The sequence below is a fragment of the Nocardia ninae NBRC 108245 genome (assembly GCF_007990755.1).
GTDB classification, from domain to species: domain Bacteria; phylum Actinomycetota; class Actinomycetes; order Mycobacteriales; family Mycobacteriaceae; genus Nocardia; species Nocardia ninae.
In genome coordinates this window covers 369,560-381,446 of record NZ_BJXA01000002.1, presented here as the reverse complement: position 1 = coordinate 381,446, position 11,887 = coordinate 369,560, and the positions used below count along the sequence as shown (strand labels likewise).

The window sequence follows — 11,887 nt, the reverse complement described above, 5'->3', positions numbered from 1 at the left end:
CCGACATCGATCCCGACCAGGTCGGCTACGTGTACGGACACGGCGACGCCACCGCGGACGGCGATCGCTCCGAGTTACGCGGCATCGCGGAAACCCTGGCGCGCCACCGGCGGGTGCGGCTCACCGGCACCAAGGCCGCCACCGGCCACATGGGCCCGGCCACCGATGTCGCCGAGGTGGCCTTCGCCTGTCTGAGCGTGCGCGACGGCGTCATCCCGCCGACGCTCAACCTGGACAAGGTCGACACCGCCGCCCGCAGGGTCGACGTCGTCGCGGACCGGCCGTGCGCGCTCGGCGCGCGCTATGCGGTCACGCTCAGCCGGAACGTGGACGGACCCGAGGTCGCCGCGTTGGTGCTCGGCGCACCACGAAAGGAAGAGAGGTGGGGTGCATGACAGCGGATCTGGGCGGACGCACCGTCCTGGTCACCGGCGGTTCCCGGGGCATCGGCCGGGCCATCGCGCTGGAGTTCGCCGACCGCGGCTCGGACGTGATCCTGACCTACTGGCGTCGGCGCTCCGCCGCGCGCGAGGTGGTCACGGAGATCGAGCGTAAAGGCAGGCGTGCACTCGCGCTGCGGGTCGACGTGGGCGAAAGCGACCAGCTGAAGCGCCTTTTCGGCGAGGTGGCCGACCAGTGGGGCGGGTTGGACTTCTACGTCAACAATGCCGCGTCGGCCATCATGAAGCCGTTGTTCGCGCTGGAGACCCCGCACTGGCGCTACACCCTCGACACGAACGTCACCGCGGCGTTGTTCGGCTGCCGGGCGGCCTATGAGCTGATGCCGGGCGGTCGCGGCGCGATCGTGCTGCTGTCGAGCATGGGCGGCCGTCGCTATCTACCCAGCTACGGCGGACTCGGCGTGTGCAAGGCGGCGATCGAATCGATGGGCCGGTACCTGGCCGTGGAGCTCGCGCCGGGGGTCAACGTCAACACCGTCTGCGGTGGGCTCATCGAGACCGAGTCGGTGCGCGCACTGGCGGGCGCACAGGGGTGGATGCAGCAGGTGGCCGAGACCGCGCCGATGCGGCGGATCGGGCGGCCCGAGGATCTCGCCAAGGTGGTCGCGTTCCTGTGCACCGACGACGCGAGCTGGATCCGCGGCCAGACCATCGTGGTCGACGGCGGCGCCTCGCTGACGTCCGGATAACCAACGAGTAGGAGACGCTCCCGTGCGCACCGTGATCGAGGAAACCCGGGAAATCTACGACCTGACGCATCGTCAGATCACCCTCACCCCGGCCGGGCAGGCGATGATGGCCTATCTCTGGCGGGACTGGGGCGGCTATCTCGGCCAGCTGAGTTGGACCACCGGAACCCAGCTGCGCGAGTTGGCCCGTGCCACCGCGCTCGCGCCAGGAAAGGTCGGCCTCGATCTGTGCTGCGGCACCGGCGGAATCGCCCGCTATCTGGCCGCGACCACCGGCTGCGCGATGACCGGCCTCGACTACTCCGCGCCTGCGATCGATATAGCCCGGCGCGGCGTGGCCGACCTCGTTCCGCCGATCCGATTCGAGCACGGCGACGCCCGCGACTTGCCCTATCCCGCCGCGACATTCGACGCGGTGGTGAGCGTGGACAGCCTCGTCATCGTGCCGGATCGACATCGGGTCGTCGCCGAATGCGCGAGAGTGCTGAAACCCGGTGGCCGCCTGGTCTTCACCGACGAGGTATTGACCGGTCCGTTCCCGCGCGACGCGGATACGTTGCGCGCCTTGTCCGTCTACGGCCGCCTGTTCCCGCAGACACCGTCCGGGTACCGGCGCCTGCTGGCGCACGCGGGGTTCATAGACATCGATATCCACGACAGCACAGCGATGTTCGTCGCGATCAATCGGCGGTGGGCCGAGTCGTATCGGCTCTTCGAGCCGCAAGGGCGAGAGGTGCTCGGCGACAAGCTCTTCGACGACGGGCTGGCCTTCTTCGAGACGCTCGCGGACCAGGGCGCGGCGGGCAGACTCGGGCAGGTCCGGGTGTACGCGACCAAACGGCCCGGCTGAGCGATGGTCCACTCCGGCCGTCAGCAGCGCGCGACGACGATTCCGGTCACACCGACACTCGCTGTGCTGCGGGGCGTGTCGAAGACCTTCGGCAGTGGGGACACCGCCGTGCACGCGCTGGCGGAGTTCGACTTGACCATCGCGGCCGGCGAACTGCTCGTGGTACTCGGCCCTTCGGGGTCGGGCAAGACGACACTCTTGAACGTGCTCGGCGGCATCGAAGCGCCGACCACGGGACAGATCAGCATCGACGGGCGGTCGCTGGCCGGCCTCGACGCCAAGGGGATGTCGGCGTTGCGCCGGGAGTCGCTCAGCTTCGTCTACCAGTTCTTCAACCTCGTGCCGACCCTCACCGCCTACGAAAACATTGCCGTACTGGCCGAATTGACCGGCGGTTCGGTCCGGCGCCGGGTCGGTGCGGTACTCACCCAAGTCGGACTTACCGAATGCGCGGACCGCTTCCCGGCCCAGCTGTCGGGTGGCCAGCAGCAGCGGGTGGCGATCGCGCGGGCGCTGGTGAATCGGCCGCGGCTGCTGCTGTGCGACGAACCCACGGGCGCACTGGATCTGGACACCGGGCGCAGCGTGCTCACCCTCCTGCAAGACCTGTGCCACCGCGACCGGCATGCCGTCGTGCTCGTCACACATAACCAGGCCATCGCCGCCATCGGCGACCGGGTGCTGCGCATGCGCTCCGGTCATATCGTGGCCGCCGTACGCCAGGACGCGCCGACGCCCGCGAGCGAGGTCTCGTGGTGAATCGGCATCCGACGCTGCGCCGTAAACTCTTGCGCGACATCCGTACCCAGTGGTCCCAGTTCGCTGCGCAGGTGACCATCATCGTACTGGGGGTGGCGCTGTTCACGGCGTCCTATGGCGCGTACCGGAACCTGACGGCCTCCTACGACGGGACGTTCGAGGCGGAGCGATTCGCCCACGTCTGGATTACCGGCGGCGATTCGGCCGCCGTCGCCGCCGGCACACGCACGCTGCCGGGCATCGCGGACGTCGTCGTGCGCGGGCAAGCCGAGCTGCCGCTGCGGGTCGGCGCGGACAAGCTGCGCGGCCGGATCGTCGGCCTGCCTGCGGACCGGCCGCCTGCCGTCAATGCGCCGACGATACTGTCCGGCCACTATCCGACAGCGAACGAAGTGCTGGTCGAGCACCACATGGCCGGGCACTTCGGATTAGCCACCGGCGCAACGCTATCGATGCTCGGACCGGATGGCTGGCGCGAGGTCTCGGTCGCGGGTGTGGTGTCCTCGGCGGAGTACCTCTGGCCGGCCCGCAGCCGCCAGGAGATGTTCCCCGTGCCCGACAACTTCGGGGTGATCTTCGCGACCGAGCCGCTGCCCGCCACCGGCGTGACCGAACAAGTCCTGATCCGCTTCGCTGGAACACCGAGCCCGGCTTCTCTCGACCGGGTCAGGAGCATGGCGAACGCCCTCGGCGCGACGGAAGTGCTGAGCCGGGCCGAGCAACCATCGAACTGGTTGCTGCGCATGGACATCGACGCCTTCGGTGAACTCGCCTATCTGTTTCCGCTGCTGTTCCTCAGCGTCGCCGGACTGGTGGCCTATGTCCTGTTGAACCGGCGGGTCCAGGCCGAACGCCCGGTGATCGGCGTGCTACTGGCAGGCGGGGTGGACCGGCGGACGATCCTGTCGCATTACCTGCAATTCGGCATCGTGGCGGGGTCGGTCGGGTCGCTCGGCGGAATCCTGCTCGGGCTGGCCGGATCCGGCGCACTGAGCCGGGTCTACCTCCGGGCGATCGGCCTGCCGGACTCGGCGGCCGTCGTCGAAGTCCTGCCGATCACCATTCTCGGTGGGCTGGTCTTCGGCGTCGCGGCGGGCGCACTCGGCGCACTCGCGCCCGCCGTACTCGCGTTCCGCACGCCACCCGCCACCGCGATGCGCGGATCCGCGCCACTCGGTCCGGGGCGAATCAGCCTGCCGGAGCGCATATTTCCCGTACTACGACGGCTGCCCGCGCGCTGGCTGCTGGTGCTGCGCAACATCGGCCGCAGTCCGCGGCGGACCTGGAGCACGGTGCTCGGCACCGCCCTGTCACTGCTGGTCGTCCTCACCTCGTGGACGATGCTCGACACCATGGCCGCGGCGTTGGACGTCTCGTTCCGTCAGGTGCAAACCGCAGATGCACGAGTCGATTTCACCGGCCCGGTCGATCAGCGCAAGCTGGCCGAGTTGACCAGCACCGACGGTGTGGTGGCCGCCGAACCGATGGTGCAGCTGCCGGTCACCCTCACCGCGGACGGTGACACGTACTCGACCGCGCTCATCGCGTTGCCCCGCGACACGACGATGCACGGGCTTCGGCCGGTACCCGGCTCCCCCGCCACCCTGTCCGACGACGGCATCCTCATCGGCAAAGGGGTCCGGCACCTACTGCGAGTCGGCCCCGGCGACACCGTCGCGGTGAAAGTGCCCGGCGTGCCGGATGTTCGGGTACCGGTCGCCGGGGTGCTCGATGAACCGATCGGCGCCTTCGCCTACCTGTCCATCGAACAGCTCGACGCGCTGGCAGGGGCACCGGTGCCGGTCGATTCGGCGCTGCTGCGACTGGCGCCGGGTGCCGATCCCGAGCAGATCCGGCGCGAGTTGTCCGGCCGCGCAGGTATCGCCGCGTATGAGGATCTGGACGCGCTGAACCGGTTGATCGATCGGTACGCCGGATTCTTCTTCGTATTCATCGGGGTGATGCTCGCGCTGGGCGGCGTGCTGGCCTTCGCGATCATCTTCACCACGATGTCGATCAATATCGTCGAGCGACGCCGCGAGGTCGGCGTGCTGCGGGCGGGCGGCATGCCACCGGGAATGCTGGCACGGCTGATCACCGGCGAGAACCTGCTGATGACCCTGCTCGGCATCGCGCCGGGTCTGGTGCTCGGCGTACTCGGCGGCCACAGCTTCCTGTCCACCTACTCCAATGACCAGTTCCAGCTGGAGCTGGTCGTCCGGCCGAGCACGCTGGGTGTCGCGGCGCTCGTGGTCCTGGCCGTCGCGACCGTGTCGCTGCTACCGGGGTTGCGTGCTGTTCATGGCCTCGACCTCGCTGCGATCATTCGCGAACGCTCCGATTGAGCCGCCAGGGAGGTGCACTGATGAACCACTCCGCCTTCGTCACCGGCGGCAACCGCGGCATCGGACTCGCCATCGCCCGCGAGCTCGCACGCACCGGCAAACCGGTGGCCGTGACCGTGCGGAAGGGTACGCCACCCGACGGAATGTTCGGTGTGCCTTGTGATGTCACCGACTCCCGGCAGGTCGACACGGCGTTCACCACCATCGAACAGGAACTCGGGCCGGTCGACGTGCTGGTCGCGAACGCGGGCATCACCAGGGACGTACTGCTGGCGGCGATGACCGAGGAGGAGTTCGCGGCCGTGGTCGACACCAATTTGGTCGGCACGTTCCGGGTGATCAACCGGGCCGCCCGCACCATGATCCGGCAGCGCCGCGGCCGGATCATCCTGGTGTCCTCGGTGACCGCGCTGCTCGGCTCAGCGGGTCAGACGAACTACGCCGCGTCCAAGGCCGGCATGATCGGCCTGGCACGCTCGCTCGTGCGCGAACTCGGCGCCCGCAACATCACCGTCAATGTGGTCGCTCCCGGCTTCGTGGACACCGATATGACGGCCGCGCTGACACCGCAGTGGCGGGCCGAGGTCACCAGGAAGATCCCGCTCGGGCGGATCGCCGGTGCCGACGAGGTCGCGCGGGTGGTGGCCTTTCTCGCCGGCGAGGACGCAGGCTACATCACCGGCGCGGTGATCCCGGTGGACGGCGGGCTCGGGATGGGCCACTGACCATTTCGGGGCCGCCCGTTGACCTGCTGCGGTGCCAGTGCCCGGCCGTTGCCCGCGCTGTCGTCCAGCAGCGCGATCAATCCGGTCTCGTAGGCCACCGCGACCGCCTGGCCCCGCGTCGCCACCGCCAGTTTTTGCAGCACGTGGTGCACGTGACTGCGCACGGTGGTCGCCGAAACCGACAGCTGGCGGGCGATTTCGGCGTTGGAGCGGCCGTGTGCGAGCAGACCGAGGACCTCGGCTTCACGCCGGGTCAAGCTCCCCGCCACCTGGATATCGAGGTTGCGGGTGACGCTGGAGGCCACCACATGATCGAGGCCACCGATGATGTGTGGCGGGACCACCAGCCGATTTCCCACCGCGACTACCCGGATGGCACAGAGCAATTCGAACGGCGAGCAGCCCGATGACAGTAGAGCGCGTACGCCCGCCCGAACCAATTTGACGGCGCGGGCCACGTCCTCCTCGGACATCACCATGATCACCTTCGAGGCGGCGACGATCTCCGCGAGGCGGTGTTTCCCTTCCACCGCGCCGACGAGCAATACGACATCGGGTGCGTGCGCCTTGATGGCACCCAGGAGACTGTGCCCACCGGCCACGTCGTCCACGACGTCGATATCGGGTTCACGATCGAATTGGACGCACAGACCCGACCGCATCAGGGCACTGTCCGCACAGACCACCAGGCGAATTGTCACCGGTCTGTGCGCCGTCATGCCCGATCCACGACATTCGCTCACCGCACCGGAGAGCGGTGCGGTAACAGATCCGGTGATCGTGCCGGGAAGTTGCTGTGCACGCCATTCCGCTGGTTTGGTTCCATTGCGTGACAAGACATCTCACGCTCCCATCAATCCCAGCGAATGTTCACCAGGGTAGCACGTTATTGTTGGATTACCGCGTTGTTTCAGCCGGACCATCGCTGTGCAATTCAACAATTCTCGATGTGCACATTGCCGATTTATCGAAGCCCGATGGTGCAATTCTCAATCGAGCGTCCTGTCCTTTCGATCGCCGTAGGTCTCGCGCACGCGCAGTACCGCTGCGGCAATTTCGCGACCCGCCGTGCCGAGTAATGAGCCCAGCGTGGTGCGATCCACCGTCCAGCGCGGCAGCCGCTCCAGAAACGCACCGACCTCGGCCATGGCGGCGATCAGTTCCGGCGCACCGTCGCCCGCTGTGCTCGGCGCGAACCGCATTTGCAAAGTAATTGCGCCGCAGCGCTTTCCGATCAGCCGGGCGACGACCGCTTCGGCGTAGTTCTGCACCGACGGGCGCGGACGCGCGCCGATCGCGCGTGGCGAGAGCACCAGCCTGCCGAGCAAGCCGACGCGCCGATAGCCCGCGAACAGCGGTGACCGCGCCGCTCGGCGCAGCATTGCCTCCATGGCCGCCGCGATATCGGCCGCCCCGTGCCGGTCGCGCTCGGCTGCTTCGAGCGCCGCGCGGGCGAGCCCGGCCGCCATGTCGTTGCGGTAATGGTTGCGCAGCCAGTGCGCCATATCCGGTGCCGCGCTCGCCATCTGCGCGAAAACCTCGGCCGAGGTGAGCACCGCGCCGATCGGGACGAGCCCGTCACTGAGCGCCTTGGACAAGGCCACCAGGTCCGGCCGGAAGCCGCGACCGGTACAGGTAAGGAAGTTGTCGAGGTCGCAGCGCCAGTAGCCGGTGAAGACCTCGTCGACCCCGACCAGGAATCCTGCTGTCGCGCGCCGGTGTTCGATCTCGTCGAGTACCTCGCGCGGTATCTCGACACAGTCGTAGCCTTGCACGAGTTCCAGCCAGACCAAGGCGATGTCATTGCGCCGCAGCGCCTGCCGCAGCCCGTCGATGTCCGCGAGATCGACCTCGATCACCTCGACCGGATATGGGCTGAAGGCGTGCTCATCGCGGTCCCGGAAGAACGAACTCGTCCTGCTCAACGCCAGCGACATCGGGCCCTTGCCGGAATAGTTGCCCCGACAGGTGAGTACGGTCGCGCGGCCGGGCTTGCAGCACAGCGCGGCGAGTATCGCGTTGTCGACCGCGCTCTGCCCGCTCACCGCGGGCAGCATTATCGGCAAGCCGGTGAGGCGTGCCAATACGGCTTCCAGCCTTGATGTTTCGTCGCCGGACGAGCCCGCTGCTCGGATGACCTCGGGCGACTGCACGTTGTGCCCGCGGAACGCGGGGCCGGTGCCGGATGCGAGGTCGGTATAGGTGCGCGTGCCGTGCCGGTACGTGACGCCCTCGGCGCGGTCGAAGGTCATATTGATGGCCGCCAGATCGATCGACCGGGTCTGCCAGGTGTTGCTGTGCATGCGCAGGCGGGCACTGCGGGTGAATCTGTTGTGCCGCATGCGGTGTATCGCCGCGCGTTCGTGCCGATCCGTCGGCCGCCACCGCGTCAATGTCTCGCACATCATATGCATGGCCAGGCCGTTGCCGCCGAAGGTCGACACGTGCGCGATGCTGTCCATCGTGTTGTTCCAGAGCGCGAACATGTCGCGGGTGAACGACACAGTGCCGCAGGGCATCTCATTGTCGACAGCCACCTCACCCAGGAACACCAGGTCGGCGGCGGCCACCGAGCCGCGCAGCGTTTCCAGGGCGGTCGCGTCGCCGAGCAGGCCCCACGCCACCGCGGCACCGCGCGCACGCGCGACCTCGATCGCGCTATGCACCGGTGCCAGCCCATCCAGCACAAGACCGTCGACGACCACTACATATGCCGACCAACCCGGGTCGATCCGGTGCAGAAACTCATCGACGGTGCCGACGATCGCCATGCCGTCGGCGACGAGCTCGGGCAGGCCGGGGACCGCGTGCCCGAACACATAGCGCGCGGTGCCGGTCGGATCCAATACCAGAATGCGGCACGAGCCGGCGCTTCCCGCGCGATTGTGCCTGTTGCGCAAGTACTTCACGACCGTACCGAGCGCCTCGACGCCGGAATTCACGAACACCGAATGCCATGCGACCCCGGTGTTATCGCCTCGACTGAGCAGCCGATGCAGCAGATACGCCGCCACGGCCCCGTCGGGCGGCACATAGGTGCTGGCCAGCACCATGTTCGGCGCCATGGCCGCGACCCGCTCGGCCAATATCTCGCGCGCCCGTTCGGGATTATCAGTAAAGGTGGCCGGAATTTTCTGCCGTGCGTCTTGCGAGTCCTCCGGAGCTACACCGGTCGACATCGGCATGCTCCTTGCTGAACTCGAATTGAATATGCGGCTCACCGAGGGAGCCACCCGCCCACCGGGCATGATCAATTGAGGTAAGAATAGCGCCGGAACCGCCGCCTCGGCGTCGGTCGAACGATGATATGAATATCAACGCTTGTCGGATAAGCACCCGGCGCGCTGCTCGGCAGGCAGACGCGGCCGCTCGCGTTCGACCCGATTGTTTAGCGCCCGCATACCCGGGGCATACCGGCCCTGTCGCGGCGTCGCCGACGATTGCTGCGCGCATTCCGAAGTTGGCTTGTTCGACAGAGAGGAATAGCGATGAAAGCGGTACTGATCACGCCGATGGTGGTCGCTGCGGCGGTAGCAGCGGCGTCGTGCGGTAACGACTCAGGACAGGACTCGGCCGATCCCACCACCGCGGTGTCGGTGATCGGTAGTTCGACCGCGTCCCACGCGCCGGATGCGGCCCCGGTCGACCTGGCGCACCACTCGTTCCCGGTGAGCCCCACCGACGCCCTCAACGCCGGCAAGAAGAACTTCGACGGCACGCTGTCGAAACTCGAACTGGAGCGCGAGGGCGTCAACACCCGGAATACCTACGTGTACAAGGTGGAACTGCTCTCCGACACGGAGAAATACACCGTGCAGCTGGCCGCCGATTCCGGCGCGGTCATCTCCGAGCACAAGGAAAATCTGGACGCGGACGAGCGCGGCACCGAACGGACCCGCAAGGCGGTCGACTACGACCGGGCGGTGCCGCTGAACGACGCGATGGCCACCGCCTCGAAGGCCCGCCCCGGCGCGATCGAGAAGTGGAAGATCGAGGGCAAGGACAACTCGGCGCAGTACGAGTTCGATGTCCAGCAGCCCGGCGCCACCGATGACGACTACGAGGTGCAGGTCGACGCGTACACCGGTCAGCTGAAGACCACCGGGTAAAGCGCCCGCTACCAGGGATCGCCGACCGCGACGGCGGTGTACGGCGTGGTCGGCTCCGGCGGCGTGTCGAAGCGGGCGTTCGGCAGATAGAGGCGGTCGCCGAACGCGGCGACGGTGGCGGGCACGTCGAAGCGGGGATCCGTGAGTCGCTGTTGGACGGTGCCGCTCGTTCCGGCGGGGTCGAGGTCGATGACGGCGATCGCGTTCTGCCGGTTCTGTACGACGAGCAGACTGTTGCCGCGCAGCAGCATGCCGTCGCCGTGGGGTACCGACTCGGCGCCGAGATCCACACGCCGGGTGACGCCGGTCGCCGGGTCGGCCCGGAACAGGTGGCCGGTCACCGACTGCACGATGATCAGGGCCGTGCCGTCCGGAGTACGCACAATACCGTTGGCGTTGAATTCTTCTGGGACATAGGCGATATCGCCGGTCAGCGGGACACGCACCACCGCATCCGGTGACGGCAAGGCGCCGTCCGGGCCGATCGGCAGGTGGTAGAGCACCGGTGCGCGCGAGTCGGTGAACCACGCGCCTGAGGGCGTCAGCACCACGTCGTTGACGAAAGTATCCGGCGGCGTGGCGAATTGGTAACGTGCCAGCACCGCGCCGGTGGCGGCGTCCACTATGCGGGCGTCACCCCCGGTGCCGCCTGCGACGAAAAGCCTGCCGCGGTCGTCGAGTTGGAGACCGAGGGCCTGCGTACCCCGTCCGGGACTCAGCACGGCTCCCTGGCCGGTCACCAGGTCGGCTCGATAGATGGCGCCGTCTGCCATCGACCCGATATAGGCCACCGGCCACGGCCCGATCGCGATGCCCTCCGGCCGGAACCCCGCCGGTAGGTCGATCGTGATGGGAAACAACGGTTCTCGGGCGGTCGCCTCAGGCGCGGGGGCGAGCGCCCCGACGCAGGCCAGCGCCACCGCGATGCCGATCATCCGTCTCATCCCAGAACCTCCTGCGCTGCTGCACTTTTCATACGCTCAGTCTGGCTGGACGACGATCCATGAGTCCAATGCATGTTTGTCATCCGATTGATATCCAGTCAAGATTGATCCATGGAGCTCCAGCAGATGCGCTACGTCCTCGCCGTCGCCGAGACGAACAGCTTCACCCGGGCCGCCGAGCGCTGCCTGGTGGTTCAGTCGGCGCTCAGCCACCAAATCGCCCGGCTGGAAAAGGAACTCGGCGCACGACTGTTCGAGCGCACCAGCCGCCGGGTGCGGCTGACCCCGGCCGGGGCGGCGTTCCTGCCCGCGGCCCGCCAATGCCTGGACGCCGCCGACCGGGCGGCCGCCGAGGTGGCCGCTGCCGTCGGCGAGATCCGCGGCCGCCTAGCGGTCGGTCTGATCCCTACCGTCGCCGCGGTCGATATTCCCGAGGCCCTGCGCGACTTCCGTGCGCGCTACCCACACGTGCGCATCAGTTTGCGGGTCGGCGCCAGCGACGACCTGATCGACCAGGTCGAGCACGGCACGCTCGACGTCGCCTTCCTCGGACTGCCGACCACCGCACGCCCGCACGGCGTCGCGGTGCACGAACTGGCCCGCGACCGGCTGGTGGCCGTCGTCGCCCCCGACCACGCCCTCGCCGCCGAGCCCACCGCCGACCTGCGCAGGCTCGCCACCGAAGTCTTCGTGGACCTGCCGGCCGGCACCGCGGGCCGCAGCCAATCCGACCAAGCCTTCGCCGCGGCCGGCCTCACCCGCGACGTCGCCTTCGAGGTCACCACCGCCGACTACATCACCCGGCTGGTCGCCCCCGGACTGGCCATCGCCATGCTGCCCGCCGCCTATGCCCCCCGTCTCACCGACGTCGTCACGATCGAAATCACAGACGCGCCAACACGAGTCGAGTACGTCATCTGGAACGCCGCCACCCGCACCCCGGCCGCCAGCGCCTTCCTCGGCATCCTCGACATCCCCACCTCCCGCGAGTCTTGAAGCACCACA

General features: G+C 68.0%; 10 protein-coding genes and 1 pseudogene. 8 read left to right on the top strand and 3 right to left on the bottom strand.

Features of this window, described 5'->3' with window-relative positions; translation table 11 throughout:
- The 6 genes and pseudogenes from NN4_RS03750 to fabG all read left to right on the top strand — a co-directional run.
- Positions 1–395 (top strand): annotated as a pseudogene (locus NN4_RS03750) (hypothetical protein); the annotation flags it as partial.
- A complete protein-coding gene (locus tag NN4_RS03745) occupies positions 392–1,150 on the top strand; it encodes an SDR family oxidoreductase (RefSeq protein WP_147128540.1) in 759 nt (252 codons plus the stop codon). The pseudogene NN4_RS03750 and the gene NN4_RS03745, both read left to right, overlap by 4 nt.
- 22 nt (positions 1,151–1,172) lie before the next feature.
- On the top strand, positions 1,173–2,000 hold the full coding sequence (locus tag NN4_RS03740) for a class I SAM-dependent methyltransferase (protein ID WP_147128539.1): 828 nt from the start codon (positions 1,173–1,175) through the stop codon (positions 1,998–2,000).
- Between the two features lie 75 nt (positions 2,001–2,075).
- A complete protein-coding gene (locus NN4_RS03735) occupies positions 2,076–2,759 on the top strand; it encodes an ABC transporter ATP-binding protein (protein WP_246180684.1) in 684 nt (227 codons plus the stop codon).
- Positions 2,756–5,104, top strand: coding sequence for an ABC transporter permease (locus NN4_RS03730; RefSeq protein WP_186818250.1), 2,349 nt, complete (start codon positions 2,756–2,758; stop codon positions 5,102–5,104). The genes NN4_RS03735 and NN4_RS03730 overlap by 4 nt, the downstream gene beginning before the upstream one ends.
- Positions 5,105–5,124: 20 nt before the next feature.
- The gene (fabG, locus tag NN4_RS03725; RefSeq protein ID WP_147128536.1) at positions 5,125–5,829 is read left to right on the top strand and encodes a 3-oxoacyl-ACP reductase FabG; all 705 of its coding nucleotides are present in this window, start codon (positions 5,125–5,127) and stop codon (positions 5,827–5,829) included.
- On the opposite strand, the gene NN4_RS03720 is transcribed toward fabG, so the two are convergent.
- Together NN4_RS03720 and NN4_RS03715 are read right to left on the bottom strand one after the other, a co-directional pair.
- Positions 5,775–6,548 (bottom strand): response regulator transcription factor, encoded by a 774-nt coding sequence (locus NN4_RS03720; protein WP_147128535.1) that lies wholly within the window; start codon positions 6,546–6,548, stop codon positions 5,775–5,777. The two genes, fabG and NN4_RS03720, sit on opposite strands and share 55 nt — an antisense overlap.
- A 270-nt stretch (positions 6,549–6,818) precedes the next feature.
- Positions 6,819–9,008: an aminotransferase class III-fold pyridoxal phosphate-dependent enzyme gene (locus NN4_RS03715; protein ID WP_147128534.1), complete on the bottom strand. Its 2,190-nt coding sequence runs from the start codon at positions 9,006–9,008 to the stop codon at positions 6,819–6,821.
- 309 nt (positions 9,009–9,317) lie between these two features.
- Here NN4_RS03715 and NN4_RS03710 point away from each other — a divergent pair, with 309 nt between their 5' ends.
- Positions 9,318–9,938: a PepSY domain-containing protein gene (locus tag NN4_RS03710; RefSeq protein WP_147128533.1), complete on the top strand. Its 621-nt coding sequence runs from the start codon at positions 9,318–9,320 to the stop codon at positions 9,936–9,938.
- A gap of 8 nt (positions 9,939–9,946) precedes the next feature.
- Here the strand turns inward: NN4_RS03710 and NN4_RS03705 are convergent, their stop codons facing one another.
- A complete protein-coding gene (locus NN4_RS03705) occupies positions 9,947–10,882 on the bottom strand; it encodes an SMP-30/gluconolactonase/LRE family protein (RefSeq protein WP_147128532.1) in 936 nt (311 codons plus the stop codon).
- Positions 10,883–10,993: 111 nt separating this feature from the next.
- Between NN4_RS03705 and NN4_RS03700 the strand changes: the two genes are divergently transcribed.
- Positions 10,994–11,878: a LysR family transcriptional regulator gene (locus NN4_RS03700; protein ID WP_147128530.1), complete on the top strand. Its 885-nt coding sequence runs from the start codon at positions 10,994–10,996 to the stop codon at positions 11,876–11,878.
- Positions 11,879–11,887 lie beyond the last annotated feature (9 nt).

Bases quoted from the DNA above. Each gene is read 5' to 3' on its own strand.
- NN4_RS03700 (WP_147128530.1), top strand. From the start codon at position 10,994: ATGGAGCTCCAGCAGATGCGCTACGTCCTCGCCGTCGCCGAGACGAAC.
- fabG (WP_147128536.1), top strand. From the start codon at position 5,125: ATGAACCACTCCGCCTTCGTCACCGGCGGCAACCGCGGCATCGGACTC.
- NN4_RS03710 (WP_147128533.1), top strand. From the start codon at position 9,318: ATGAAAGCGGTACTGATCACGCCGATGGTGGTCGCTGCGGCGGTAGCA.
- NN4_RS03715 (WP_147128534.1), bottom strand. From the start codon at position 9,008: ATGTCGACCGGTGTAGCTCCGGAGGACTCGCAAGACGCACGGCAGAAA.
- NN4_RS03720 (WP_147128535.1), bottom strand. From the start codon at position 6,548: ATGACGGCGCACAGACCGGTGACAATTCGCCTGGTGGTCTGTGCGGAC.
- NN4_RS03705 (WP_147128532.1), bottom strand. From the start codon at position 10,882: ATGAGACGGATGATCGGCATCGCGGTGGCGCTGGCCTGCGTCGGGGCG.
- NN4_RS03745 (WP_147128540.1), top strand. From the start codon at position 392: ATGACAGCGGATCTGGGCGGACGCACCGTCCTGGTCACCGGCGGTTCC.